Annotated in this window: 23 protein-coding genes and 1 pseudogene; 23 read left to right on the top strand and 1 reads right to left on the bottom strand. The window is 63.4% G+C overall.

Annotated elements, in window-relative coordinates:
• Positions 1-6 precede the first annotated feature (6 nt).
• Positions 7-900: a glycosyltransferase family 2 protein gene (locus R2770_16040; protein ID MEZ5281970.1), complete on the bottom strand. Its 894-nt coding sequence runs from the start codon at positions 898-900 to the stop codon at positions 7-9.
• Positions 901-947: 47 nt separating this feature from the next.
• Between R2770_16040 and R2770_16035 the strand changes: the two genes are divergently transcribed.
• The 23 genes and pseudogenes from R2770_16035 (at position 948) to R2770_15925 (ending at position 26309) form a co-directional block, all read left to right on the top strand.
• Positions 948-2453: a lipopolysaccharide biosynthesis protein gene (locus R2770_16035; protein MEZ5281969.1), complete on the top strand. Its 1506-nt coding sequence runs from the start codon at positions 948-950 to the stop codon at positions 2451-2453.
• On the top strand, positions 2450-3391 hold the full coding sequence (locus R2770_16030) for a glycosyltransferase (protein MEZ5281968.1): 942 nt from the start codon (positions 2450-2452) through the stop codon (positions 3389-3391). The genes R2770_16035 and R2770_16030 overlap by 4 nt, the downstream gene beginning before the upstream one ends.
• Before the next feature lie 148 nt (positions 3392-3539).
• Positions 3540-4313, top strand: a complete 774-nt coding sequence (gene rfbF, locus R2770_16025; protein ID MEZ5281967.1) for a glucose-1-phosphate cytidylyltransferase — start codon at positions 3540-3542, stop codon at positions 4311-4313.
• Positions 4314-4402: 89 nt separating this feature from the next.
• Positions 4403-5434 carry an SDR family oxidoreductase gene (locus tag R2770_16020; GenBank protein MEZ5281966.1) on the top strand — a complete coding sequence of 344 codons (1032 nt, stop codon included), beginning with the start codon at positions 4403-4405 and terminating at the stop codon, positions 5432-5434.
• Between the two features lie 26 nt (positions 5435-5460).
• Entirely contained in the window at positions 5461-6690 is a 1230-nt protein-coding gene (locus R2770_16015) for a class I SAM-dependent methyltransferase (GenBank protein ID MEZ5281965.1), read from the top strand.
• Positions 6691-6692: 2 nt separating this feature from the next.
• The gene (locus R2770_16010; GenBank protein ID MEZ5281964.1) at positions 6693-7883 is read left to right on the top strand and encodes a class I SAM-dependent methyltransferase; all 1191 of its coding nucleotides are present in this window, start codon (positions 6693-6695) and stop codon (positions 7881-7883) included.
• 168 nt (positions 7884-8051) lie between these two features.
• The gene (locus R2770_16005) at positions 8052-11342 is read left to right on the top strand and encodes an FN3 associated domain-containing protein (GenBank protein ID MEZ5281963.1); all 3291 of its coding nucleotides are present in this window, start codon (positions 8052-8054) and stop codon (positions 11340-11342) included.
• Between the two features lie 77 nt (positions 11343-11419).
• The gene (locus R2770_16000) at positions 11420-12568 is read left to right on the top strand and encodes a methyltransferase domain-containing protein (protein MEZ5281962.1); all 1149 of its coding nucleotides are present in this window, start codon (positions 11420-11422) and stop codon (positions 12566-12568) included.
• A 63-nt stretch (positions 12569-12631) separates the two neighbouring features.
• Entirely contained in the window at positions 12632-13735 is a 1104-nt protein-coding gene (locus R2770_15995) for an MraY family glycosyltransferase (protein MEZ5281961.1), read from the top strand.
• A gap of 225 nt (positions 13736-13960) precedes the next feature.
• Positions 13961-14356 carry an AtpZ/AtpI family protein gene (locus tag R2770_15990; protein ID MEZ5281960.1) on the top strand — a complete coding sequence of 132 codons (396 nt, stop codon included), beginning with the start codon at positions 13961-13963 and terminating at the stop codon, positions 14354-14356.
• Positions 14353-14805, top strand: coding sequence for an ATP synthase subunit I (locus tag R2770_15985; GenBank protein MEZ5281959.1), 453 nt, complete (start codon positions 14353-14355; stop codon positions 14803-14805). Before R2770_15990 ends, R2770_15985 begins: the two co-directional genes overlap by 4 nt.
• 6 nt (positions 14806-14811) lie before the next feature.
• Entirely contained in the window at positions 14812-15594 is a 783-nt protein-coding gene (gene atpB, locus R2770_15980) for a F0F1 ATP synthase subunit A (GenBank protein MEZ5281958.1), read from the top strand.
• An 86-nt stretch (positions 15595-15680) separates the two neighbouring features.
• Complete coding sequence (gene atpE, locus R2770_15975) at positions 15681-15938, top strand: ATP synthase F0 subunit C (GenBank protein ID MEZ5281957.1); 258 nt, start codon at positions 15681-15683, stop codon at positions 15936-15938.
• Positions 15939-15955: 17 nt separating this feature from the next.
• A complete protein-coding gene (gene atpF / locus R2770_15970) occupies positions 15956-16483 on the top strand; it encodes a F0F1 ATP synthase subunit B (protein MEZ5281956.1) in 528 nt (175 codons plus the stop codon).
• A gap of 74 nt (positions 16484-16557) precedes the next feature.
• Positions 16558-17079, top strand: a complete 522-nt coding sequence (atpH, locus tag R2770_15965; protein ID MEZ5281955.1) for an ATP synthase F1 subunit delta — start codon at positions 16558-16560, stop codon at positions 17077-17079.
• A gap of 4 nt (positions 17080-17083) precedes the next feature.
• Positions 17084-18709 carry a F0F1 ATP synthase subunit alpha gene (gene atpA / locus R2770_15960; GenBank protein ID MEZ5281954.1) on the top strand — a complete coding sequence of 542 codons (1626 nt, stop codon included), beginning with the start codon at positions 17084-17086 and terminating at the stop codon, positions 18707-18709.
• A 16-nt stretch (positions 18710-18725) separates the two neighbouring features.
• On the top strand, positions 18726-20021 hold the full coding sequence (locus tag R2770_15955; protein ID MEZ5281953.1) for a F0F1 ATP synthase subunit gamma: 1296 nt from the start codon (positions 18726-18728) through the stop codon (positions 20019-20021).
• An 88-nt stretch (positions 20022-20109) separates the two neighbouring features.
• Positions 20110-20193, top strand: a pseudogene (locus R2770_15950) (hypothetical protein).
• 4 nt (positions 20194-20197) lie between these two features.
• Entirely contained in the window at positions 20198-21574 is a 1377-nt protein-coding gene (atpD, locus tag R2770_15945; GenBank protein ID MEZ5281952.1) for a F0F1 ATP synthase subunit beta, read from the top strand.
• Positions 21575-21606: 32 nt separating this feature from the next.
• A complete protein-coding gene (locus tag R2770_15940; protein MEZ5281951.1) occupies positions 21607-22008 on the top strand; it encodes a F0F1 ATP synthase subunit epsilon in 402 nt (133 codons plus the stop codon).
• 125 nt (positions 22009-22133) lie between these two features.
• Positions 22134-24002 carry an AMP-binding protein gene (locus R2770_15935; GenBank protein MEZ5281950.1) on the top strand — a complete coding sequence of 623 codons (1869 nt, stop codon included), beginning with the start codon at positions 22134-22136 and terminating at the stop codon, positions 24000-24002.
• Positions 23999-25003, top strand: a complete 1005-nt coding sequence (locus tag R2770_15930; GenBank protein MEZ5281949.1) for a branched-chain amino acid ABC transporter permease — start codon at positions 23999-24001, stop codon at positions 25001-25003. The genes R2770_15935 and R2770_15930 overlap by 4 nt, the downstream gene beginning before the upstream one ends.
• Positions 25004-25007: 4 nt before the next feature.
• Entirely contained in the window at positions 25008-26309 is a 1302-nt protein-coding gene (locus tag R2770_15925) for a branched-chain amino acid ABC transporter permease (protein MEZ5281948.1), read from the top strand.
• The last annotated feature ends 92 nt before the right edge of the window (positions 26310-26401 follow it).

Genomic DNA, 26401 nt, shown 5'->3' with positions numbered 1-26401 from the left:
TGCGGCTCAACTCTGAGCACGGGTCCGGCGCCGGTTCCTGAGATGCCAGCGAATCTCTGTCAGCGGACCTACGGTCGCAAACACCGCAGCCGCCTTTGCCTTCTCGACTGGGCCCGCATCCCATCGACGAACAGCTGCGGCGTAGCCGCCGAGCAACGATCTGCTTCGTCCGGCCTTGGCCGAGTCGCCGAACCACGCTGCGACCGACCGAGCGTCGGTGTTGGCCTTTCTCGACGCGCCCATGTGTCGTCGGCGAAGGAACAGGCGTTCAGGCACCTCGTGGAACCGCCCTCGCAGGGCCAGCTCGGCCAACAGGGACACGTCAGAGGAGTCGAACAGCCCGATCATCGCCGTGTCGCGCAGCGCTTCGGTTCGGATCACTCCGAAGACTGCGTTGCAGAGCCCGACTCGCCACATCAGTGCCGCTGCACGGGCCGAGGCGCTCGCGTGGCCGATGTCGAGGTTGTCCTCGTAGTCGCGAACTCGGTCGCCGTGTTCGTTGATGATGACCGTCTTCGGGTACGCCAGGACCCTCCCGTCGTCGGCGTCGAGGGCCTCGACGCAGCGCTCGACGTAGGTGGGTTCGCAAAGGTCGTCGTGAGCCGCCCATTTGAAATAGGGCCCGGTGGCGGACTCGACCGCTCGGTTGTAGTTCCATGCCGCCCCCAGATTCTCCTGCGCAGGGAGCACTCGCACTCTGGCGTCGCGGTCGGCGGCACTCTGGGCGATTTCCAGCGACCGGTCGGTGCTTGCGTTGTCCGCGATTATGAGTTCGATCTCAGAGTGAGTTTGCGACAAGAGGTTCTCGATCGCTGTTTCGAGGTAATCGGCGCCGTTGTAGACGGGCAACCCGATCGAGACCAGCGAATCCGACATCCAAACCTCCAAGTCGATACCCATTCGGGCCCGAGTACGCAGTGCGGTGAGACGGCCAGGAAACCACAGCCATGACCAAGGCGACAGGCAAGCACGCTCCTGCCACCGTATCCGTCCGCGACAGCAGCCGCTGGGTGGTCGTGAGCCAGGTCGTCAAACAGGTCAGCCAGGTCGCAACCCTCTACGTCCTCGCTCGTCTAATCGCCCCGGCCGAGTTCGGAGTTCTGGTCCTGGCGACGTTCGTGACCCGCTTCGTCGACATGGTCATCGGCGACCTCGGAACGGCCTCTGCCATCATCCAGCGCCAGGATCTGGGCGAGGACGAATACTCGACGATCTTCTGGTTCAACGCAGCCGTGGGCATGGTCCTCACGGTGCTGGGAGTGATCGCCGCTCCGTTCATGGGCCCGGTGTTCGGCAGCGATAGGTCTGCCGAGGTCTTCCAGGTCGCCGTGTTGGCCTTCACGATCGCAGGCTTTGGCATGGTGCCCCAGGCCTTGTTGCGCAAGGGGCTGCGCTTCAACCAGTTGGTCAAGGTCGATCTGGTGGTCGTGGTCGTGACCACCACCGTTGCCTTGGCGGGCGCTGCGGCCGGATGGGGAGTGTGGGCACTGGTGATCTCGAACCTGGCCGGCGGTATCGCCAACACCGCCGGGGTCTGGGGTACCTCAGGTTTCAGGCCCCGAAGGGTGTACCGGGTCGAGCACCTCAGAACCGTCCGCTCGTACTCGGCCAACCTGTCGTTGTTCAGGTTCGTGAGCTTCTTTTCGATGTTCGGCGATCGCTTCCTGGTGGGGCGTGTCTTGGGCGAGCGGGCCGCAGGCCTTTACACCCAACCCAACCGTCTCAACCAGGTTCCTCTGGAAGTGACCGCCGTGATGTACAGGCGCGTTCTCTTCCCGTCTCTGTCAAAGATGCAAGACGACCTCGCCCGGATGCGAAAGAGCTACCTGCGAACCGTCGGAGCCGTGGTTACGGCCGGTGCTCCTGTGTATGTGGCGATGATCGTTCTGGCCGAACCCTTGGTGCTGGCGCTACTCGACGAGAAGTGGACAGATGCAATCCCTCTGGTTCCGATCATCTCGGGTGTAGGCCTGATGCAACTGGTCAGCAACTCGACCTCGATAGTGCTGCAGGCCAAGGGCCGCGCCGATCTGCTGCTGAAGCGTGAGTTCGTCGTGTTCGCGGTGCTCGGCACCGGCTATGGCATTGGCTTGACCCGCGGGGTGGAAGGGGTGGCCTGGGGTTACATGATCGCAGTCGGATTCCTGCTGTTGCCCACCCTCGAACTGTCGTTGCGCCAGATCGAGCAATCGATGGTGGGGTTCTGGGTCAACCTCTGGAGGCAGCTGGCGGCGATCGGCTGCCAGTTCGTGGTGACTTGGTACGTGGCAGACCAGATCGCAGACGGGGCGCACTGGACGAAGCTGATCGTGGCGACCGGGGCGGGCGTGCTGTCCTACCTGTTGGTACTGGTCGTCTCCAGAGACCGACACCTGGGCGAGCTGCTGTCGATGGGGGCACCCGCTCTCGGCAGGTGGTACAGCTCGAAGATCGTCAAGGAGGACCGGATTTGAACAGCGAGGCCGACGTATCCGGGGCACCGCTGATCGCGGTCGCCACCTGCACCTTCAGAAGACCTGAAGGGCTGAGGCGCCTGTACGAGGGTCTCGCCGCCATGGACCTCCCCAGCGACGTGTCGCTCGCGCTGATCACCATCGACAATGCCGGAGATGTCGAGTTGCCGAACTTCGAAGGTGACTGGCCATCGGTGATCGAGGTCGAGCACGAGCGGGGCATTCCCTTTGCCCGCAATCGAGCCGTATCGGTGGCGGCCAGGCTCGGAGCCGACGCACTCGTGTTCTTCGACGACGACGAGGTACCCAGACCGGACTGCTTGGTGCGCCTTGTCGAGACCTGGCGCACGACCGGCGCTTCGGTGGTGCAGGGGTCCTCGGTGCCGCGCTTCGATGTGGCGCCGCCCGCTTGGGTCGAGGCAGGGGCCTTCTTCGAGCGAAACCTCCCGACGGATGGCCAGCCGATCCAGGCATTCCACGCCCGAACCAGCAATGTCTTGATCGACATGAATGTGTTCTCGGTCGCAGATCCTCCGTTCGACACTCGTCTTCGTCTCACCGGAGGCTCCGACTCGTATCTCTTTCGCGTCGCAGCCGAGGCCGGCTGCCGGTTCGTGGCCGCGGGCTCGGCGCTGGTCGATGAGACAGTCCCCGCCAGCCGGGTCAGCGCTCGATGGCTTGTGAAGCGCCACTACCGAGTTGGTTGGGGTCGCAGCTACTACCTGCGTTCTAGGTCGCGAGACCCGCTCAAGTTCATGAAACGACTTGCGGCCGGTTTGCTGGGGGTTGCGGTGGCGCCCAAGAGGGCTTGGCAGAGTCGCCAAGACCCCAGACTCGCTGCCGTCCAAGCCGCGCGCCAGGCCGCCTATAGCGTTGGGCTGATAGTCGGGATGCTCGGCCGCAAACCCGCCGAATACAAAGATCTGCACGGGGCATGACAAGCGATGTAGCCGTTGGCTCGCAGAAGTCTGACGGCGGGTCCTGCACTGAAGTGACTTCAGGCCGACAGGTAACGGGTCGAGTTGTTCGAGGTTGTTGTTCCCGATCGTCCGACAAGCTCGGGCTCAAAACACGAAGGCAAGAAAAATGAGAGTTGGAATACTCGCAGGTGGGCTGGGCACGCGGTTGTCCGAAGAGACCGAACTCAAGCCAAAGCCAATGGTCGAGATCGGCGGACGTCCGATCCTGTGGCACATCATGCGGTACTACGCCCACTACGGCTTCAAGGAGTTCGCTGTCGCCTGTGGATACAAGGCCGACTACATCAAGCGCTGGTTCTCCGACGCGGTTTCGACCACAGGCAACCTCACCGTCGATTTTGCCAAGGGCGAGGTGCAGCCTCATGGTGATCACCCGTCGGGGCTCGACTGGAAGGTCGATCTCATCGACACGGGTCTGCCTACTGCCACCGGTGGCCGGATCAAGCGCCTTCAGCCATACCTGGGCGAGGGCACGTGCATGGTCACCTGGGGTGATGGCGTGTCCAACGTCGACCTCCACAAGTTGCTCGAATTCCATCGAGCCCACGGCAAGCTCGCAACGCTCACGGCCGTGCGCCCGCCGGCGCGGTTCGGTCACATGGAGATGAACGGCGACCAGATCCTCGAGTTCAACGAGAAGCCCCAGACGGGCGAGGGCTGGATCAACGGTGCGTTCTTCGTGTTCGAACCGGGGGTGTTCGACTACATCGAGGGCGACGACATCATGTTCGAGCGCGAGCCCCTCGAAGGGCTCGCCGCCGACGGTCAGCTGATGGCCTACAAACACCACGACTTCTGGCAGTGCATGGACACGGTGCGCGACAAGAAGAGGCTAGAAGACCTGTGGGCCACCGAAGCCCCATGGAAGGTCTGGGCCTGATCCGAGCTGGGCGCTCAATCGAAGCTGTCAGCGGCCGACGAGACCAGCGTTCACGCATGTTTGAACACGCTTAGTTGAAGAGGAATCAGATGAAGGTTCTTGTAACCGGACACGACGGATACATCGGGCAGGTACTCGTTCCGATGTTTCAGGCTGCGGGCCACGATGTGGTGGGCGTCGACAGCTTCTTGTTCGAGGAGTGCAAGTTCGGTGAGGACGCTTCGGAGGCTCCGGCCTTTCGGGTCGACGTTCGTGACATCGAGCCCGAGATGCTGAAGGGCGTCGACGCTGTGGTTCACCTGGCCGCCATCAGCAACGATCCGCTCGGCGACCTGAACCCCGACATCACCTACGACATCAACTACCGGGCCACCGTGCGCCTGGCCGAGATGGCAAAGGAAGCCGGCGTCCAGCGCTTCCTCTATTCGTCGTCGTGCTCGCTCTACGGTGCATCCTCGGACGCGCCGCTCACCGAGGACAGCGAGTTCAATCCGGTGACGCCCTACGGCGAGTCGAAGGTCATGAGCGAGGATGCACTCCGTGAGATGGCCGACGACGGGTTCAGCCCGACCTACCTGAGAAACGCAACCGCCTACGGCTCGTCGAGCCGCCTGCGCGGTGACCTGGTGGTCAACAACCTGACCGGGTTCGCCTACACGACGGGCAAGGTCTTCTTGAAGAGCGATGGCACTTCATGGCGTCCGCTGGTGCACATCGAGGACATCTCGCGGGCATTCCTCGCCCTCTCGGAGGCGCCGCGCGACGTGGTGCACAACGAGCCTTTCAACGTGGGCATGACAACCGAGAACTACCAGATCCGCGACGTGGCGCTGATGGTCGAGGAGATCGTGCCCAACAGCGTCGTGACGCTGTCGGACGAGGCCTTCAACGACATCCGTAACTATCGCGTCAGCTGCGACAAGCTGGCTCGCGAGGTGCCTGGGTTCAAGCCCCAGTGGACCGTGCGCCGCGGCATCGAGCAGTTGTTGGCCGACTATCAGAGGATCGGGCTGACACTCGAACAGCTAGAGGGCAATCGCTTCATGCGCGTCAAGACCATCTCGCGAAAGCTCGACGAACACCTTCTCGAGTCCGACCTGCGCTGGGCAGCCCAGGGCTGAGCCTCGATCACCGGAGAACAACTCAAATGCGAATCACCAAGTGTCGTGCATCGGGCAGCTCTGATCTGCGCCCCTTCCTCGATCTGGGCGTCACGCCGCTGGCCGACGCGCTGGTCAAGCCCCAGGATGTGGACGGTCCCGAAGCAAAGTTCCCATTGGAGCTGGCTTTTTGTCCAGAGTCTGCCCTGGTTCAGATAACCGAGGATGTACCCGAGGACGTCCTGTTCGTCGAGAACTACCTCTACTTCTCGTCCTTCAGCGACCACTTGCTGCGGCACTCGCGTGAGCATGCCCTGGCCGTCATCGAAGAGCGCGAGCTGGGCCCCGACAATCTCGTCGTCGAGCTTGCCTCTAACGATGGCTACCTACTGAAGAACTTCGTCGAGAAGGGCATACCGGTGCTGGGCATCGACCCGGCCCCAGATCAGGCCAAGGCGGCCAACGAGATCGGCGTACCGACGCTGGCCGAGTTCTTCGGAGAGGATCTGGCTCAGCGCCTGGTCGCGGAGGGCAAGCAGGCCGACGTGATCATCGCGAACAATGTGTTCGCCCATATCCCCGACATCAACGACTTCACGGCCGGCATGCGCACGCTGCTGAAGGACGACGGTGTGATTCACATCGAGAACCCCTACGTGCGCGATCTCATCGAGCACTGCGAGTTCGACACCATCTATCACGAGCACTTCTACTACCACTCGTGCACGTCGATAGACCGCCAGATGCGTCGCCACGGCATGTACCTGAATCATGTCGAGTACTTCCCCGACCTGCACGGCGGCACGCTGCGGTGGCACTGCGGAAAGCACGAGAACCCCAGCGAAACCGTCAAGGAGTACCTCGCCGCCGAGAAGGCCGCCGGGATGGACACCTTCGAGTACTACGCGGCCTTCGCCGACCGGGTCGCCGGGGTCAAGCGAGACCTGCTTGCTCTGTTGTCCGACCTCAAGTCACAGGGCAAGAAGATCGCTGCCTACGGTGCGGCGGCCAAGGGCGCGACGCTGGTCAACTATGTCGGCATCACCACCGACCTGGTCGACTTCGTGGTCGACCGCAACGTCCACAAGCAGGGCCTGCACATGCCCGGTACCCACCAGCCGATCAAGGACGTCTCGGCGCTTCTCGACGAGATGCCCGACTACGTGCTGCTGCTTGCCTGGAACTTCAAGAACGAGATCATGGCCCAGCAGGCCGAGTACATAGAACGGGGCGGCAAGTTCATCGTCCCCGTCCCGACCCCCAAGATCGTGGACTGAACATGACAGATCGCCGAATCACCTCCTGCCCTGCATGCGAGTCGACCAGCCTCGAGCTGGTGGCGACCGAAGACCAGATCCCCACGAACAGCTGCCTGCTGCTCGAATCGCGCGATGAAGCCGAGCGCTATCCGCGCGGCGACATGGCGCTGACGTTCTGCCAGTCGTGTGGCTTCTTGTTCAACGCCGACTTCGACCCGCAGCTGTCTGAGTATTCGGCGCGCTACGAGGAAACCCAGGGCTACTCGGCCAAGTTCGTCGAGTTCGCCAAGGACCTCGCCCAGCGCTGGGTCGACAAGTACGACCTGGCAGGCAAGAACGTCCTCGAGATCGGCTGTGGCTCGATGGGTGAGTTTCTCCAGTTCATGGTCGACGCGGGAGCGGGCAAGGGAATCGGAATAGACCCAGCCCTCAACGTCGAGCGCATCGAGCACCAGTTTCCCGAGAAGTTCGAGTGGATCGCCGACTTCTACAGCGAGAGCTATACGCACATTCAGGCCGACGCCGTGGTGTGCCGTCATACCCTCGAGCACATCTCGCCGGTGAAGCAGTTCATGGAGATGGTTCGTCGGTCCATCGGCGATCGCCCCGACACCATCGTGTTGTTCGAGCTTCCCGATGTGAAGCGCGTACTGGACGAGGTCGCCTTCTGGGACGTCTACTACGAGCACTGCTCGTATTTTTCTCTCGGGTCGTTGGCGCGGCTGTTCCGACGCACCGGGTTCGAGGTGCTACACCTCGAGCTCGACTACGACGATCAGTACCTGCTGATCGAGGCGCGGCCCTCTTCGGTGCCCGCTGCGGGTGAACCCCTCGACCTCGAAGACGACATGGACGCCCTGCGATCTGGTGTGGTGACCTACCGCGACGGCTATGCCAAGACGCTCGATCGATGGGGCACCGAGTTCGCTCGGCTGGCGGCCGAGGGTGGTCGGCCGGTCATCTGGGGCGCGGGCTCAAAGGGCGTGTCGTTCCTGACCAATCTGGGAACCGACGCAATCGAGTATGCGGTCGACATCAACCCGACCAAGCACGGATTCTTCATGGCCGGGACCGGTCAGGAGATCGTCGGGCCCGACTTCCTTGCCGCGTATCAGCCTCAGCTGGTCGTGGCGATGAACCCCATCTATATGCGCGAGATCCAGGCCGATCTCGATCGCCTGGGGGTCGACGCGCGGCTGACAGCCGTCTGATCGGTTGGCGAAACTGTAAGGGTTCGGCTGGCGCGGCGTTTGTCTGTTCGCATCAGCGACCTCGATTGTGCCGGACAGGATTTGCCCTGTCCCGACCATCTCGAGTCCTGATAGAAAACGGGTCTTGCCCGCATCGAGGGCACGCCGTCGAAGAAATTGGAACCCGACTTGAGAACCCCCAAGCGTATCCTCGCCCGCCTGCTCACGGTAGTGGTGCTGGCCACCAGCCTGGTAGTGATACCAGCCACCCAGGCCAGCGCGGCGCCCGTGTCGGCCGACGACTTCAACGGGTCGTCGATAAACACCAGCCTCTGGAAGAACTCGGTGGCCTCAGGGGCCTCCGTTTCCCATACGGGTGCCCAGGCTGCGCTGCTGGTTCCGGCCGGCTTCACGCCCTACAGCCCGTGGGTTTCGGGTAATCGCACGGCGACGATCTACCAGGAGATCACCGACGACGACCTCGACGTGGTAGCCGCGTTCGCAACCGTTCCGAACGAGGCCTATCAGATCCAGGGCATCCTGGTTTCTGACGCCGCGAACAGCACGTTCATTCGATTCGACGTGTACTTCGACGGTACCGCCGTGCACGCGTTCGCCGCCGAGCCGTCGGCGTCGACGACTCCCCTCATCGACACCGTTGTCCCGAACGCGAACCACGCCAAGTTCGTTCGGGTGGCGTATGACAACACCTCGGGTAACTGGACCCTGTTCACCTCAGACGTCGCCAATCCGGGCGCCTGGGCCGACCACGGAACCTTCAACCGTCCGATGGACCTCGGGCGTGCCGCCGTGTTCTCGGGTAGCTCCTACACCTCTGCGGGCCAGCCCGTTCCGGGTCACGTCGCGTTCGTCGATTACTTCGGCCCCTTGCCGATTCCTGGTGCCGCACTGGGGTCTGGCGCCGATTCCCAGAACCCCGTCAACTCGACGCCCACGATCGAAGCGACCTCGTCTTCGATGAAGGTCACCTGGACCACCAACGAGCCAACGATCTCGAAGCTGCGGGTCAACGGCGGCACGGCTGTGACCGCCGAAACCGACACCGGCACCTACGGCCTCAATCACGAGGTCATGCTCACCGGCCTCGCCCCGGCGACCACCTACAACCTCACGATCACCTCGACCGACTTCAACGGCCGCACTGACTCCGACGGCAGCCAGGCATCTACCCAAAGCGACGACGGCAGCCCCAGCATCGAGTTCTTCTACGGCGACGAACAAACCGTCGGAGCTCGAGGTGACGCACAACGCTGGTTCAACCTGATCGGAAACGTCGCCGACGCCAACCAGATAACCAGCATCACCTACAAATTGAACGGCGGAGCGAGCACCGCCGTGAACATCGGTCCTTCTCCTTCCGGCGCACCCCGCCGACTCGATGCCGTCGGCGATTTCAACGTCGACGTTCTGTTGTCGAGCCTCACGCTCGGAGAGAACACGATCGAGGTGACCGCACGCGACGAGTTCGGTAACGAAACGTCGAGGACCGCGACCGTCATCAAGGTCGACGGCGAGGTCGTTCCGGCGGTCGGTATCGATTGGTCCAAGGTGGACGATCTTGGCTCTTCGGTTTCGCCGGTCGATGGAGATTGGGAGATCCAGGGTTCGGGTCTGCGGTCGGTGGCGCCCGGCTACGACCGCATCATCGCCATCGGGGACACCTCGTGGACCAGCTACGAAGTGTCGACGACCTTCACGGTCAACTCCGTCACGGCCGACCGCGATGATCAGCCATCGAACGGCGCTGGGGTAGGGGTGTTCGTGCGCTGGAACGGACACAACGACTCGCTGTTGAGCGGCAGCCGTCCCGCGGTCGGCTTCTATCCTGACGCCAGCGCCGACCCGACGCCCTTCGGCGCCCTCATGTGGCTCGCCGACCCTGATGCACCCGATCCCGATGAGATCCAGATCCTCGAGGCCGACACCGGTCAAGCCATCGCCCAGCCCGCCGGATCTGCGCTCGACTTCGCCCCAGGATCGACGTACAACCTGCGGGCCAAGGTCGAGGGCAACACATACAGCCTCAAGATCTGGACCAGTGGCACCAGCGAGCCTGGCTCTTGGTTGACCTACACCGCCGACGGCGACGATCCCAACAGTGGTTCTCTGGCGTTGGTTGCACACGAGACCGATGCGACGTTCGGTCCGGTTGTGATCACCCCGCGCGACCCATCGGGCAGCAGCCGTGCGGCCACCCCCAGTGTGTCGCCGTCTGGTGGGGTGGTCGGCCAGAGCACCACTGTCGCTGTCGACCTTCCTGCGGGAGTGGTGGTTCACTACACCACCGACGGATCGACTCCCACACCGCTGTCGCCGGTTTACACCTCTTCGGTCCCTGTTGCCTCGACGATGAAGTTCATCGCCTACCAGGCCGACAAGGATCCCAGCAACGTGCTCACGGCAAACTTCACTGTCAATGCGGCACCCACCGTCTCTGCCGGTGCAGACGCGTCGATCGATCCGGGGGCGACCGCCACGCTTGGCGGCTCGGTCACCGATGATGGTGCAACTGGCAGCCTCGACATCGCCTGGAGCAAGGCCTCTGGCCCAGGCACCGTGAACTTCGCCAACGCCGGCGCAGCCTCGACCACCGCCACCTTCTCGGTTCCCGGCACCTATGTCCTCGTCCTCACGGCCGACGATGGCCAAGAGGTACGGTTCGACCAGGTCACCGTGCAGGTCGGGGGCGACGGATACTGGCTGGCCAATGGGCAGGGTCGGGTGGTCGCTTTCGGCGACCTCGAGAATCTCGGCGATCTGTCCGGCGTCCAGCTGGGTTCACCCGTGTCGGCAATTGCCGCCAACCGCACCCGAACCGGCTACTGGCTCGCCCAGCAAAACGGTGCCATCACCGAGTTCGGGTCGTCGCCTGATGTGGGCGGACTCGACGTGCTGAACATCACCCCCGCGTTTCCCATCGTCGACATGGCTGCCACATCGACAGGTCAGGGCGTTTACCTGCTCGGTGAAGATGGCGGCGTATTCGCCTTCGGCGACGCGGAGTTCTACGGCAGTACGGGCAATATCGCCCTCGACCAGCCGATCGTCAGCATGGCCAACCACGCGACCGGCAAGGGCTACTGGTTCGTGGCGCTCGATGGCGGTGTGTTCACCTTCGGTCCCGACGCGCCGTTCCTCGGCTCGGTGCCCGAGGTCGTGCCTTACTCTCAGCTCGCAGCAGACGTCGTTGCGATGGCGGTCACCCCGTCGGGTAACGGCTATTGGCTGGTCGCTGCCGACGGTGGCATCTTCGCCTTCGGTGACGCCGAGTTCTATGGTTCGATCCCCGGCGTGCTGCCACCCGGTACCCAGCTCGATCAACCGATCGTTGGCGTCGTAGCCACCCCGACGGGTAACGGCTATTGGCTTGTGGCTGCCGATGGTGGTGTATTCAGCTTCGGTGATGCCGAGTTCTTCGGCGCCGACCCGACCATTGGGCTCGTGGTCGGTCTGGCCTAGCGAGTCGGCCGTCGCAGACTTGAACACGGTCTGCGACGGCCGACGAGAATCGCAGCCGACGACTCAGGACGTGCCAGATGATCAACCGTTGTCCAGCCTGCGAAGGAACCAGGCGCGAATCCGTATTCCAGATGCGCGGCGTTCCGGTCTTCTGCAACGTCTTGTTCACCAGTCGCCAGGATGCCGAGGCTGCGGCGCTGGGCGACATCGACCTGGTCGTATGCCCTGACTGTTCGCTGTTGTACAACGCGGCCTTCGACGACCAGATCGTCGACTACTCGCCCGCCTACGAGAACAGCCTTCACCATTCGGCGGTGTTCCGGGACTTTGTCGAGGGTCTGGCAGACCGCCTCATCTCGACCTACGGGATTCGGGACGCCGACATCGTCGAGATCGGCGCAGGTGGTGGCCTGTTCTTGAACCTGCTCTGCGAGAAGGGCGCCAACCGTGGATTCGGCTACGACCCGTCCCACGACCCTCAGCGCTACCAGAGCCACCCGTTGGTGACCGTCGTGGCCGAGCCTTACCCCGAGACTCTCGATCATGCGGCCAAGCTCGTGTGTTCGCAGCATGTCCTCGAACACCTCACCGATCCGCGGACGCTCGTTTCGACCGTACGCCGATCGCTCGAAGACTTGCCCGAGGCCGTCGTGTATCACGAGGTTCCAGACGCCACGCACATGGTCGAACAGGTGGCGATCTGGGACCTGATCTACGAACACGTGTCTTACTTCTCGGCCACCAGCCTGGCTCAACTCCACCGCTCGTGTGGCTTCGAGGTTCTCGAAACCCGCACCGACTTCGGAGGCCAGTTTCTCTCGATCGAAGCGGTGCCCGGCTCGGTGTCCACAGAGGTCGTCGACCCGACAGCCGATCTGGAGCGAGCCCGGTCCTTCGGCTCTGACGCCGCAGCGCGTATTTCAGAGTGGTCTGATCGTCTGAGCGAACTCGTCTCCGACGGTCCCACGGTGATCTGGGGCGCCGGTTCGAAGGGCGTCCAGTTCCTCAACGCGGTCGATGGAGCCGACGCCGTAGTGGCGGCCGTCGACCTCAACCCGCACAAGTGGGGGCGCTTCGTACCCGGTGGCGGCCATCCGGTGATCGGCCCCGACAGTCTGGTCGAGCTGGCGCCGAGCCACGTGATAGCGATGAATCCGATCTATGCCCAAGAGATTGCCGATCAACTGTCCGATCTCGGGTTGGCTGCCCGGGTGCACTCGATGTGAGCTGTTCAGCTTGCACGCTCGACACGCCCTAGCCTCTTTGTTCGACGGCAGGAGGCACCGGGCTTGAGTGAACTGAGCGACACGTTGATCGTGCTCGGCACGGCCGTTGGTGGCACTGCGGTGCTGACCCCCATCGTTCGGCGCATCTCGTTCAAGGTCGGTGCCGTTGTCCAGCCCGACGCTCGCCGGGTGCACGAGGTGCCTACGGCCACCCTGGGCGGCGCGGCGATGTTCGCCTCGTTCCTCATGGCGTTTGCGGTTGCCTCTCGCCTCGACACGTTCTCGGAGGTGTTCAGCAGAACCTCCGAGCCCCTCGGTGTGGTTGCGGGCGCCGCCGTGATCTTCTTCGTAGGTGCGCTGGACGACCTGCGGCCCGTGTCGGCACCGGCCAAGCTCGCCGGGCAGGTGCTGGCGGCAAGCACGCTGTACCTGCTGGGCGTCACCCTCTTCTTCGTGCGTGTTCCCTTCGGGGGTTTGTGGGGTCTGTCGCCTGACATCGTCCCGTTGATCACCGTCTTTTGGGTGGTGTTGATGGCCAACGCCATCAACGTCATCGACGGCCTCGATGGGCTCGCCGCCGGCATCGTCGCCATCGCGGCCGGGGCGTTCTACCTCTACAACCAGGAGTTGCTCGATGCAGGGCTGATCAATTCGGCCAACGTGGGCCCGCTCATCGCGCTGGTTGCGTTCGGCTGTTGCCTTGGGTTCCTGCCACACAACTTCCACCCCGCCCACATCTTCATGGGCGACAGCGGTGCGCTGCTGTTGGGTCTGTTGATGGCGGCGTCCACCATGACCACCGGAGGCCGAGTCGTCGATCAGTTCTCGGGCCAGGTCTACTTCTTCTTTGCTCCGATGATCATCCCCTTCGTCGTGCTGGGTGTGCCGTTGTTCGACACGGCCTGGGCCGCGATCCGCCGGGCCCGCCAACGCGTTCCGATGAGCCAGGCAGACAAGAACCACCTGCACCACCGGCTCATGGCGTTGGGTCATGGACATCGCCGCTCGGTGCTCATCTTGTGGGGTTGGACAGCGCTGCTGTCGGGGGTCGTCCTGTATCCGACGATCACCGGCGATGGTGACGGGGTCGTTCCGTTCGCAGTCGGAGCGCTGGGTCTGCTGCTGTACACGATGTTCCACGGTGGCATCCGGCGAACCGCCACCTGAAAACTGCAGGTTTCGCGCATCTGAAGGTTGCGCCGAACATCGGCCGTCGAATAGCTTGTGCATGTATTCACAAGCTCCGGTCAGTCACCGGTCATTACATGCCGCGCGGCCTCTCGACCACGACCCCAACGGTCGGTTAGGGTTCCTCGCGGCATGATTCATGCCAAGACACCGAGCGCCAAGACACCGAGCAATCGAACCGCTCAAAACGATTCTGATCACCTGATGGACCTGGCCGCCAAGCGCGAACTCAACAACGGATTCGGCGACTCGCTTTCGCGCGCCTTCGAGCTCGCGGTGACGCCCGCTGTGTTCGCCGGATTCGGCTACCTCATCGATCGGCTGTTGGGCATCGTTCCGGTGTTCACGATCGCACTGATGGTCCTGGCAGTGTTCGGCGAGCTCGTCCTTTGGTGGTATCGCTACGACTACAAGATGTCGCAGCTCGAACAAGAACTCATCGCCAAGCGTTCGAGCGGCTCTGACGCTCAGGCCCCTTCGCAAGCTCCGGTCAAGGCGAAGGTCTTCGATGACGCCCGGCTGCCAACCGGCGTAACGCTCGACACCGCGCTTCCCACCGTCGACCCCTCGGGGGCGACCGAGCCAGAAGAGGCACGATGAGCGATCTGATGACGACTCGGCTCGAGGGCCCCGCACCCGAGCAGCAGATTGCGCTCGACATGGTCAAGCGTGCGCTGCCCGTGGTGCCCGTACTGCTCCTGCTCACCCTCGGCATCTGGGGCGTCAACGGCGCTTTGTCCGCCGGCTACGGCGTCGCGCTCATCTTGCTCAACTTTCTTCTCGCTGCGGGCCTGTTGGCCTGGAGCGCCCGCATCTCCCTCGGCATGTTGATGGGGGCCGCCCTGTTCGGCTTCCTGATACGCCTGGGACTGATTTCGCTGGCCATCTGGTTGGTGAAAGACGCATCGTGGGTCGAGCTGGTTCCGCTCGGCCTGACGGTCATCGTCACCCATCTCGGGCTTTTGGTCTGGGAAACGCGCTACGTTTCTGCGTCGCTTGCCTTTCCCGGTCTCAAGCCTTCAACCGACAACTCAAAGAACCAGAGGTAGACGAAGGTGATCTTCGGTCTCGAGTTCCCAACAATCGAACATCTAGTCGAGTGGCCCGGATTCTGGGGCGACACGACCGGCTCGGGCGATTGGCATGCACTTAACAAGATCGGCCTGTCGGCGCTCATCGCCACGGCGACCACCCTGGCGATCTACTTCATCGCGGCCAGCAAGGCCAAGACCCGCATGGTGCCATCCGGCGTGCAGACCATCGCCGAGGCGGGCATCGACTTCATCGACAACGGCATCATCGATCAGACGATGGGCGAAGAGGGCAGGGGCTGGAACCCGTTCCTGTTGTCGATCTTCAGCTTCGTTCTGATCACGAACCTGTTCGAGATCATCCCCGGTTGGCAGATGCCCGGCAACGCACGCATGGCCTTCCCGGCACTTCTTGCCCTCGTGGTGTGGGTTGCCTTCATCGGAACCGGCATCAAGCACCAGGGCCCGGCCTACTTCAAGAACGCGGTCATACCGCCCGGCGTGCCGGGTGCGCTCTTGCCGCTCGTGGCTCTGATCGAGTTCGTCTCGACCTTCCTGGTCCGCCCCTTCTCGTTGGCCGTGCGACTCTTCGCCAACATGCTCGCCGGGCACATCCTGCTCGTCACCTTCGTGGTTCTGTGCGAATCGCTCTGGACCACCGAGTGGTTTGCGGTGTTCTTGCCGCTGCCGTTCATCATGCTGGTGTTGCTCACCGGGTTCGAGCTCATGGTCTCGTTCCTTCAGGCATACATCTTCACGATCCTGGCGGCCGTCTACATCGGCTCGTCGCTGCACGCGGATCACTGATTTACAACTGTTCGACCCAATAGTGACCCCTCGGGTCACTCCAAAGCCGGCCCGAGAGGGTCGCAATCAACAAGGAAGAAAACCCAATGGAACTGCTTGCGCAGATCGCTGGTGAGGACCAGATCGCTTTCGGCGAGGCTGTGTCGGCCGGTTTCGCTTATGGCCTCGCTGCCATCGGCCCCGGCATCGGCATCGGCTACCTCGTCGGCCAGTCGGTCCAGGCCATGGCCCGCCAGCCCGAGGCCGCCGGCATGGTGCGGACCACGATGTTCCTCGGTATCGCTTTCACCGAGGCGCTCGCCCTCATCGGTTTCGTCGTGTTCATCCTTCTGAAGTTCGCCTGATCCAGGAGACTTAGCCGATGAACATCCAACTAATCGCCGCGGAGGGGCCTAACAACCCGATCCTCCCGGTGACAAACGAGATCATCTGGGGCAGCATCTCCTTCTTCTTGCTCTTGGTGCTGTTGGCCAAGCTGGCCTATCCGGCCATGCGCAAGGCCATGGACGACCGTTCTGCGAAGATCCAGGGCGATCTCGACGCGGCAGAAAACGCCAAGGCCGAGGCCGAGGCTCTGCGCGCCGAGTACGACGCCAAGATCGCCGAGGCCAAGGCCGAGGCATCGAGGATCCTCGAAGAAGCCCGCGCCGAGGCCGAGGCTGTCCGCTCCGAGCGCATCGGCGCCATCGACGGTGAAATCGCCGCCATGCGCGCCCAGGCCGATGCCGACATCGAGGCTGCCAAGGCCCGTGCCATGAGCGAGATGCGCTCGCAGGTCACCGCACTTGCGGTTGGTGCTGCAGAACGCATCGTCGAGCAGTCGCTCGACGCCGACGCCCAGGCTCAGCTGGTCAACAACTTCATCGACCGGGTCGGCGCCCAGAACTGACAGGGTCACGCCGGCCGAGGTCGGCTCACCACTAGCGGCCCGAGGGCCGCAATCAACGAGGAACACACGTATCGATGAGTGACAAGATCGACGGCTACGCCGCAGCGGTTACCGCCGTGGCATCGTCAGAGGGCATCCTCGACAGCATCGCCGACGAGTTCTACCGGTTCGCGCGCGCTGTCGAGTCCAGCGACGAACTGCGAGAAACCCTTAGCGACCGCAACCTTCCGTCGGGGCGGCGCCTGGGTATCGTCGACGACCTGCTGAAGAGTGCGCATCCGGTCACCACCAGCCTGGTGGCGATGCTGGTCAGCGCCGAGCGAGTTGGCGACATCGCCGAGATCGCCAATCGGGTCACCTCGATGGCAGCCGAGGCTCGCGGACAACGCGTCGCCGAGGTTCGCAGCGCCATTCCTCTTTCCCAAGACCAAATCGACCGCCTGTCCGATGCTCTGGGTCGGGCCACGGGCAATCCGGTCGATGTCAAGGTCATCATCGATCCGACCGTTCTGGGTGGCCTCGTCGCCCAGGTCGGCGACACCGTCATCGACGGGTCTGTGAAGACCCGTCTCGAGAAGCTCAAGGAACGGGTCTGAGACAATGACTGACCTCAACTTCGATATCGCATCCATCACCGACGCCATCCGTACGAACCTCGAGGGCTTCGACGCCGACATCGAGTCGGGCACCATCGGGCGCATCATCGAGGTCGGTGACGGCATCGCACGCGTCTCTGGCCTCCCCAACGCTGCGGTCAACGAGCTTCTCGAGTTCCAGAGTGGCGACGTCGGCTTGGCGCTGAACCTCGACGAGGACTCGATCGGCGCCGTGGTGCTCGGAGCGATCGAAAAGATCGAGGAAGGCCAATCGGTCAAGGCGACCGGTCGAATCCTCTCGGTTCCCGTCGGCGACGGCCTCATCGGGCGCGTTGTCAACGCCCTGGGCGAGCCCATCGACGGTAAGGGCCCGCTGCAGAACGTCGTCGAGCGCCGTATGGAGATCCAGGCGCCGGGCATCATGGGCCGCAAGCCGGTGCACGAGCCCATGCAGACCGGCATCAAGGCCATCGACTCGCTGATCCCCATCGGCCGAGGCCAGCGCGAGCTCATCATCGGCGACCGCAAGACCGGCAAGACCGCCATCGCCACCGACGCCATCCTGAACCAGAAGGGTTCGGGCATGAAGTGCATCTATGTGGCCATCGGTCAAAAGGCTTCCTCGGTTGCCCAGACGGTCGCCACCCTCGAAGAGCTCGGCGCCATGGAATATACCGTCGTGGTGGTGGCCGCGGCCTCCGATGCTGCACCGTTCAAGTACCTGGCCCCGTACGCCGGGTGCGCCATGGGTCAGCACTGGATGGACACCGGCGACCACGCCTTGGTGGTCTACGACGACCTCTCCAAGCAGGCCGAGGCCTATCGTCAGATGTCGCTGCTGCTGCGCCGTCCGCCAGGGCGCGAGGCATACCCGGGCGACGTCTTCTACCTCCACAGCCGCCTGCTCGAACGTGCGGCCAAGCTCAGCGACGAACTGGGTGCAGGCAGCCTCACGGCCCTCCCTGTAATCGAGACCAAGGCCGGCGATGTGTCGGCGTTCATTCCCACGAACGTCATCTCGATCACCGACGGTCAGATCTTCTTGCAGGACGACCTGTTCAAGTCGGGTGTTCGCCCCGCCATCGACGTCGGCATCTCGGTTTCCCGAGTTGGTTCGGCCGCCCAGACCAAGGCCATGAAGTCGGCTGTGGGCACGCTCAAGTCCGACCTTCAGCAGTTCCGTGAGCTCGAGGCATTCGCCGCCTTCGGTTCCGACCTCGACGCCGTGTCCCAGGCCCAGCTCGACCGTGGCTACCGCCTCACCGAGCTGCTCAAGCAGGGCATCAACTCGCCGGTGCCGATGGAAGAGCAGGTCGTCAGCATCTATGCGGGCACTCGCGGTCACCTCGACAAGATCGCCGTGCCAGACGTTGGTGCATTCGAGACAGCGTTGCTGGATCACTTCCGGAGCCGCCATAACGGCCTGCTCTCCAGCATTCGCGAAACCGGCAACGTCGACCTCGATGACCTCGAGAACATCGTCTCGGAGTTCGCTTCTAACTTCCAGGGAAGTGCGGCCTCGGCGGGCATCACCGTCGATCCCGAAGCGCAGCCCGATGCTTCGAGCAACATCGTCGACTCCGACATCACGATCCCAGAGCGTGACATCACCCGACCCGAAGAAGACTGAGGGGCAGTTCTAAGCCATGGCTGGCGGACAGGAACGAATCCTTCGTAGGCGGATCAGCTCGATCCAGTCGACGAAGAAGATCACGAGGGCGATGGAGCTCATCGCAGCCACGCGCGTCGTCAAGGCGATGCAGCGTGCAAATGCGGCGCGTCCCTACGCCGCCCGCATGACCTCTGCAATCGAGGACCTGGCCGCCGGTGGTGCCGGTGCCAATCATCCCCTGATGCGACAGGCCGAGCAGATCAACAAGGTCGGCATCGTCGTCATCACCTCAGACCGGGGTTTGGCCGGGCCGTACAACTCGTCGGTCATCAGGGCGGCCGAGCGTGAGGTCATGGCTGCCCAGACAGAGGGCAAGGACTACAGCCTCATTCTCATCGGCAAGAAGGCGCGCGACTACTTCCGGTTCCGCAACTATCGCATCGATGCCTTCTTCGAAGGAATGACCGACTCGCCGACCTACGACGATGCCAAGGCGGTCGCCGACCGTGTTGCCGAGGCCTTCAACGAGGGCGGCGTCGACCAGGTGATCCTCGCCTACCAGGAGTTCGTCTCGATCGGTACCCAGCGGGCCGTGCTGCGACAGTTCCTTCCGCTCGAAGGCCTCAGCGTGGTTGCCTCTGAAGGTGATGCGGCCGCCAGGGCCAGCTACAGCTTCGAGCCTTCGCCAGAAGGCGTGCTCGAAGCCCTGCTGCCTCGATATGTCGAGTCGCGCTTGTTCTCGGCCCTGCTCGATGCCAGCGCGTCCGAGCATGCCAACCGGCAGCGAGCGATGAAGGCCGCCACCGACAACGCGGAAGAGTTGCTCATCAAGCTTCAGCGTGCTCTCAGCCGGGCCCGCCAAGACGCCATCACCACCGAGATCATGGAGATCGTCGGCGGTGCCGAAGCGCTAGGCGGCGGTGCCGACGCCGACAAGGTCAAGGAGCTGCTGTTGGTAGGAGCAGCCGTCGGCGGCGCCCCGACCTCGGCTGCCCACTCGCTCATGGCGTCTGCTGCCGGCGGTTCTGGCCCTGTTCAGCCGGCTCCACAACCCGCGCCGCCAGCACCGAAGCCCGATATCGACATCGATTTCGCCGCCGCCCCCGAGCCTGCGTCGCAGGACGGCCCATACGGTCCGGGTTCGCACGCACCGCTTCCTGACAACTCGGCCCCCGATGGCTTCACCATCAAGGGCAACGCAGACTCGATGCTGTATCACCGGCCCTATAGCCGCAGCTACCGAGCGACCCTTGCCGAGGTTTGGTTCGACACCCCCGAACGGGCCGAGGCTGCGCGCTTCAAGCTCGCTGGGTCGCACCCCAAGAACTAGGCCTCAGGGCCTTGCAGATCGCAACAACCAACAGACCACGCCAGGAAACGACTCCGGTCGTCCCTCCAACCAGGAGCACACCACAGACATGACTGTCACCGACGAAGCACCCACGCTCAAGCAGGGCAAGGTCGTCTCGATCGCCGGTCCGGTGATCGACGTCGAGTTCCCACAACATGCGCTGCCCGAGATCAACACCGCGCTCGTTCGAGGTCGTGGTCGACGGCGAGTCGACGACGATCATGGCCGAGGTGGCCCAGCAGATCGGTCACAGCCGCATCCGAGCGATCGCACTCAAGCCGACCGACGGTTTGACCCGAGGCACTCCGGTCACCAACACCGGCGCCGGCATCATGGTTCCGGTCGGTGATGCAACCCTGGGCCACGTGTGGAACGTAATCGGCGAGCCTCTCGACGTTCCGGTCGAGTCGGTGCAGGTCAAGGAGCGGTGGCCGATTCACCGCCCGGCACCTCTGTTCGACGCCCTCGAGCCCTCGGCCAAGATGTTCGAGACCGGTATCAAGGTCATCGACCTGCTCACCCCTTACAAGGAGGGCGGCAAAATCGGTCTGTTCGGTGGTGCCGGCGTGGGCAAGACCGTTCTGATCCAGGAGATGATCACCCGCGTGGCCACCAACCACGGTGGTGTGTCGGTGTTCGCCGGCGTGGGCGAACGCACCCGTGAGGGCACCGACCTGTTCATCGAGATGGGCGAGGCCAAGATGGGTGCCGGCGAAGACGCCGCGACCGTGTTGTCCAAGGCCGCCCTTGTGTTCGGTCAGATGGACGAGCCCCCTGGCGTGCGCCTGCGTGTTGCACTGGCCGGCGTCACCATGGCCGAGTACTTCCGCGATGTTCAGGGCCAGGACGTGCTGCTGTTCATCGACAACATCTTCCGGTTCGTACAGGCGGGTTCCGAGGTGTCGACCCTGCTCGGCCGTATGCCATCGGCCGTGGGTTATCAGCCCACACTGGCCGACGAGATGGGCGACCTGCAGGAGCGCATCACCTCGACCCGCGGCAAGTCGATCACCTCGCTGCAGGCCGTGTACGTCCCCGCTGACGACTACACCGACCCGGCACCGTTCACCTCGTTCACCCACTTCGACGGAACTACCGAGCTCAGCCGTGACATTGCGGCCCTTGGTATCTATCCGGCCGTCGACCCGCTGTCGTCGACCTCGACGATCCTGCAGCCCGACGTCGTCGGCGACCGTCACTATCGCGTAGCCCGCCGTGTGCAGGAGATTCTCCAGCGCTACAAGGAGCTGCAGGACATCATCGCCATTCTCGGCCTCGACGAACTCTCAGAAGAGGACCGCATCACCGTCGACCGTGCCCGCAAGGTGCAGCGCTTCTTGTCGCAGCCGATGTTCGTGGCCGAGGTGTTCACCGGCCAGGCCGGCATCTTCACGCCGGTCGACGAGACGATCGAGTCGTTCGAGGCTCTGGTCAGCGGCGAGCTCGACCACCTGCCCGAGCAGGCCTTCTACATGGTCGGCGGCGCCGAGTCTGCCATGGCCAAGGCCGCCGAACTGCAGAAGAACGCCTGACGTCCCCCTCGGGGGTCCGGAGAAGAGAATCGATGAACGTAGAACTCGTCTCGCCAGAGCAGGTGTTGTGGTCTGGTGAAGCAACCCAGGTGCTCACCCGAACCCTCGATGGGGACATAGCCTTCCTGGACGGCCACGCTCCGTTCCTCGGTGCCTTGGCCATCGGTGTGGTCCAGATCTGGTCGACCGACAACCCAGAGCCGATCAGGGCTGCCGTGCACGGTGGTTTCATCGAGGTCAGCAACAACACGGTGTCGGTTCTGTCCGACATCGCCGAACTCGCTGGTGACATCGACGTCGAGCGGGCCCGTGCAGCGCGCGACGGAGCCAAGGCCATCCTTGCCATCGACGAACACGATTCGGTGGCCGCGGTTGCGCTCGAGCGTGCCGAAACACGACTGATTGCTGCGGGCGAGATCGTCGACGCTCACTGACCGTTACACCGGGATCATTTGGGGATTGATGATCTCGGTCAGGTGGGCTACGGTACGGCCCGCTCAAACAGTGTGACCGACGCCACGTCGGTAACTGAAGCCACCGACCATCTACAGGGGGAAATGTGACGCTCGTCGAAGAGCAGTCCGGACGCACCGGAACTGGCGCCCGCACGGTCGCATCGATGGCGAAAGGTTGGGCCACTCGCACACCCGAAGCGGTGGCCATGCGCGAAAAGGACTTCGGCATCTGGCGGGAGTACACCTGGGAGCGCACCTGGGACCTCATCGAGACCGCTGCCCACGGCCTGCTGGCCCTGGGTGTAGAGCCTGGCGATCGCGTGGCGATCCACTCCGAGGATCGTCCCGAGTGGGTCATCCTCGACCTGGCTACGGTGGCAGTGCGCGGAGTCACCGTCGGTCTGTATCCCACGAACCCCACCGCAGAGGTCGACTACCTGGTCGGCGACTGCACGCCTTGCGTGTTCTTCGCCGAAGACCAGGAGCAGGCCGACAAGGTGCTCAGTGTCGATGCCGAGACCGCCTCGTGCATCCGCAAGATCATCTTCACCGAGCCGCGCGGTTTCGGCGACTACGACGACCCGCGCCTCGTGTTCTGGGACTCGTTCCTCGAGATGGGTCGCGAGCACAGGGCGGCCAACCCGGGCGCGGTCGACACCCGCATGGCCGAGGCCACCGACGACGACATCATGACGCTGGTCTACACGTCGGGCACCACCGGGCCTCCCAAGGGTGCGATGCTCACCAACAAGAACGCCGCGTTCGCAATCGAGAAGATCATCAACATCGAGGGCCGGATGCCCGATGGCACCCCGCCCAATCAAAAGGATCTGATCGTCACCTACCTGCCGCTGTGTCACGTGGCAGAGCGGGTGTTCTCGACCTGGACGATGGTCGGCAACGGCCCTTGCCTCAACTTCGCAGAGTCCATCGACACGGTGGCGCTGAACCTGCGCGAGGTGCAGCCCACGCTGTTCTTCGCCGTGCCCCGCATCTGGGAGCGCCTCCACGCTACGGCGCTCATCAAGGGTGCAGACGCCAGCCGCTTCAAGCGACTGTGGCTCAACTTCGGCAACGCCCTTGCCAAGAAGGTGGGCCGCACCAAGGTGCAAAACGGCGGCGAGCACACGTTTGGTAGCCGCATCCTGGCTGCCATCGGCTTCGTACTGGTGTTCCGCTCGATGCGCGAGCGAATCGGCCTCAGGTATGTGCGTCACGCCGGAACCGGCGCGGCACCAATCGCCCCAGAGGTGCTCGAGTTCTTCATGGGCATCGGCGTGCCTGTCTTCGAGCTCTACGGCATGACCGAGAACTCGGCCGTGGCCACCTGCAACTTCCCGGGTCGTCTCAAGCTGGGCACCGTCGGTGAGCCCTACCCCGGCACCGAGCTGCGCCTCGACCCCGAGACCGGCGAGATCCAGTGCAAACACGATGGTGTGTTCGCCGGTTACTGGAACAAGCCCGACAAGACGGCCGAGACCATGACCGACGACGGCTGGCTCATGACCGGAGATGTCGGCGAGTGGGTCGACGGTACCCACGTGCGCATCATCGACCGCATCAAGCACATCATCATCACGTCGGGCGGCAAGAACATCTCGCCATCCGAGATCGAGAACAGCCTGAAGACCTCGCCCTACGTCAAGGAGGCGATGGTCATCGGCGACGGGCGCAAGTACCTGTCTGCACTCATCGGAATAGAGCTCGAGACCGTGGGCAACTGGGCCCTGCGTCAGAGCATCCCCTACACGACCTACCGCGACCTGTCCGAGAAGCCCGAGGTCATCGAGCTGATCCAAAAGGTCGTGGACGAGACGAACGAGAAGTTCGCCCGGGTCGAGAACGTACGCAAGTTCAAGCTCCTGCCCAAGGAGCTCGATCACGAAGACGGCGAGCTGACGGCGACCCAGAAGATAAAGCGCAGCTCGATGATGGAGATGTTCGGCGACCTCGTGGAGGAAATGTATAAATGAGCACCCTCGGCATGCTCGCCCAGGCGGGCACCGGGGCCACGTTCCTACAGACGCTGGTCAAGGCGGTCGCCCTCGGCTGCGTCTACATGATCATGGGACTTGGCTTCGTCATCATCTTCAAGGGCACGCAGGTGCTCAACTTCGCCGCCGGCGCCCTATCGATGACCGGTGCGATGGTGCTCACCATCCTGGTCGCAGATGGCGGCCTGCCGTTCTTGCCGCTGTCGAATCCGCTGGCACCTGACGAGGGTGTCACCCCCGGCATTCCGCAATGGCTGCTGAACGTCGGCTTGGCCCTGCTCATCGCTGCGCTGATCGGCCTGGTGGTCGAACGCATCGCCATCAGGCCCATGGTCGGACAACCCCTATTCGCCATGGCGGTCATCACCCTGGGCGTCGAGCTGGCCATCAGGCCATTCAACCTCGACGCCACCGCCCTGACCGGCCGCTCGTTGAACGTGCCGTGGGGTGCAGAATCGTGGGAGGTAGCGGGCGCAATCGTGCCGAAGTCCTACGTCGCAGCGATGATCTTCGCGGCGGTTGCCGGCGTGGCTGTGGTGCTGTTCTACCGGTCGCGTCTCGGCGTGGCGATGAGGGCCGTTGCGTTCGACCAAGAGGCCGCCATGGCCCAGGGCATCGACGTGGGGCGCGTATTTGCCATCGCATGGGCGCTCGGTGTGGCCTTGGCCGCCTTGGGCGGCATCGTCTACGGCATGGCACCGTTCCCGCCAGGTGGCAGCGTCAGCCAGGAGGTTCACCCCATCCTGGCGTTCCGAGTGTTGCCCGTGATCGTGTTGGGCGGCCTCGACTCGGTCATCGGCGCCGTCTATGGCGGCTTGATGATCGCTGCGGCCGAGGTGTTCGCCGGCCAGTACCTGGCCGACTACGGAAGCACCCTTGGCCCCGGTTACTCGACCATCGTGCCCTACATCGTCATGATGATCGTCCTGATCGTCAGGCCATTCGGCCTGTTCGGAACGCCTGAGATTCGGAGGGTCTGATCCAATGCTGAGACGACCACTCCTTCGTACGACCTACGAGCAGGACGCTGCGATCTTCCCAACCTGGTTCCAGCGGGGGGCTGTCAGCTTTTTGGCTGTCGGCTGTGTTCTGGCCACGCTCGGCTTCGCATTCTTCGACAACGTGCCCGCCTTCTTCCTGGGCAACCGCTGGATCGACCCCATCAGCAACATGATGCCCCTGGCCATTGCCGCCCTGGGCTTCAACATCCTCGTGGGTGTCGCCGGCCAGGTGTCGCTTGGGCACGCCTTCTTCATGGGCACGGGCGCCTACACGGCGGTGGCCTTGGGCGGCGACGGCGACGGCATCAAGGCATGCGTGCCTTGGCACGACGAGCTCGGCCTGCTCGAAAAGGCAGGCCAGTGTGGCCTCAACCTGCCCATCTGGATCTGGCTGCCGGCGGCAGGTATCGGGGCGGCCTTGGTCGGCCTCATCGTTGCCCCCGCCGCGGTCAAGGTGCGAGGCCTATACCTGGCCATCGCCACTGTCGGCCTGGTGTTCATCGGCCTGCACCTGGGGCGCATGTTCCCCGAGTACGCAGGCGACTTCGAGTCTGGCCGCAAGTGGCCCACCCTCGACTTCAAGCTGTGGAAGGAAGAAGACCCGCTCATCGCCTTCACCGACGACGGCAAGTGGTTTGGCCTGATACACCTCAGCGAAGAGCAAAAACAGCTGTTCTTGCTGATGGGGTTGCTGGTGTTCTTCGCCCTGCTGTCCAAGAACCTGATCCGCTCGCGAACGGGCCGGGCGCTGCAGGCCATCCGAGACCGTGACATCGCTGCCGAGGTCATGGGCGTCCCCGAGTTCAAGTACAAGCGAATCGCCTTCGCCATCAGCTCGGCATACGCCGGCATCGGCGGAGCGCTGTGGGCGTCGTACAACGGACGCTCGTCGCCAGTCGACTACTCGTTGTTCTTGTCGGTCGACTTCATCGCAATTCTGCTGATCGGTGGTGCCGGCACGATGGCGGGCACCCTGCTGGGAACCGTGTTCGTAGAGCTGATCCCCGACATCGTCGAGACCTTCACCGAGTGGCTCATCGACCAGCTCGACGGAAGCGGGCCGGCAAGCTGGATCGCCAACCTGCTGTTGACCTCGGGAAGCGGAGATTTCGGTGCTATCGCCACAGGTGCCGCTGCACCCGGTTGGCCGATGAGCGTGTTCTGGTGGAACTTCGTCATCTACGGCGTCTTGATAATCGTGTTCATGATCTTCGAACCGCTAGGCCTCTATGGCATTTGGCTGAAGGTTCGCAACTACTGGAAGACCTGGCCATTCAGCTACTGACGACCAGCAGACCGGACACCGGCTGTAAGGTCGCGTACAGATCGACTCGGGCCTAGCCAGGCCCGAGACAACAAGCGTGCTGGCGCCATCCT

The sequence above is a fragment of the Acidimicrobiales bacterium genome (assembly GCA_041394185.1).
Classification (GTDB): domain Bacteria; phylum Actinomycetota; class Acidimicrobiia; order Acidimicrobiales; family Poriferisodalaceae; genus JAAETH01.
The sequence above is the reverse complement of the archived record's forward strand: the minus strand, read 5'-3'. Positions and strand labels throughout refer to the sequence as shown.

What these genes read in the sequence shown, in the direction of transcription:
- atpF (MEZ5281956.1), top strand. Translation starts at nt 15,956, where the DNA reads ATGAACATCCAACTAATCGCCGCGGAGGGGCCTAACAACCCGATCCTC.
- R2770_16040 (MEZ5281970.1), bottom strand. Translation starts at nt 900, where the DNA reads ATGGGTATCGACTTGGAGGTTTGGATGTCGGATTCGCTGGTCTCGATC.
- R2770_16015 (MEZ5281965.1), top strand. Translation starts at nt 5,461, where the DNA reads ATGCGAATCACCAAGTGTCGTGCATCGGGCAGCTCTGATCTGCGCCCC.
- R2770_15940 (MEZ5281951.1), top strand. Translation starts at nt 21,607, where the DNA reads ATGAACGTAGAACTCGTCTCGCCAGAGCAGGTGTTGTGGTCTGGTGAA.
- R2770_16010 (MEZ5281964.1), top strand. Translation starts at nt 6,693, where the DNA reads ATGACAGATCGCCGAATCACCTCCTGCCCTGCATGCGAGTCGACCAGC.
- R2770_16020 (MEZ5281966.1), top strand. Translation starts at nt 4,403, where the DNA reads ATGAAGGTTCTTGTAACCGGACACGACGGATACATCGGGCAGGTACTC.
- R2770_15925 (MEZ5281948.1), top strand. Translation starts at nt 25,008, where the DNA reads ATGCTGAGACGACCACTCCTTCGTACGACCTACGAGCAGGACGCTGCG.
- atpH (MEZ5281955.1), top strand. Translation starts at nt 16,558, where the DNA reads ATGAGTGACAAGATCGACGGCTACGCCGCAGCGGTTACCGCCGTGGCA.
- atpE (MEZ5281957.1), top strand. Translation starts at nt 15,681, where the DNA reads ATGGAACTGCTTGCGCAGATCGCTGGTGAGGACCAGATCGCTTTCGGC.
- R2770_16035 (MEZ5281969.1), top strand. Translation starts at nt 948, where the DNA reads ATGACCAAGGCGACAGGCAAGCACGCTCCTGCCACCGTATCCGTCCGC.
- R2770_16000 (MEZ5281962.1), top strand. Translation starts at nt 11,420, where the DNA reads ATGATCAACCGTTGTCCAGCCTGCGAAGGAACCAGGCGCGAATCCGTA.
- R2770_15930 (MEZ5281949.1), top strand. Translation starts at nt 23,999, where the DNA reads ATGAGCACCCTCGGCATGCTCGCCCAGGCGGGCACCGGGGCCACGTTC.
- atpA (MEZ5281954.1), top strand. Translation starts at nt 17,084, where the DNA reads ATGACTGACCTCAACTTCGATATCGCATCCATCACCGACGCCATCCGT.
- R2770_15955 (MEZ5281953.1), top strand. Translation starts at nt 18,726, where the DNA reads ATGGCTGGCGGACAGGAACGAATCCTTCGTAGGCGGATCAGCTCGATC.
- rfbF (MEZ5281967.1), top strand. Translation starts at nt 3,540, where the DNA reads ATGAGAGTTGGAATACTCGCAGGTGGGCTGGGCACGCGGTTGTCCGAA.
- R2770_15985 (MEZ5281959.1), top strand. Translation starts at nt 14,353, where the DNA reads ATGAGCGATCTGATGACGACTCGGCTCGAGGGCCCCGCACCCGAGCAG.
- atpD (MEZ5281952.1), top strand. Translation starts at nt 20,198, where the DNA reads ATGCGCTGCCCGAGATCAACACCGCGCTCGTTCGAGGTCGTGGTCGAC.
- R2770_15990 (MEZ5281960.1), top strand. Translation starts at nt 13,961, where the DNA reads ATGGACCTGGCCGCCAAGCGCGAACTCAACAACGGATTCGGCGACTCG.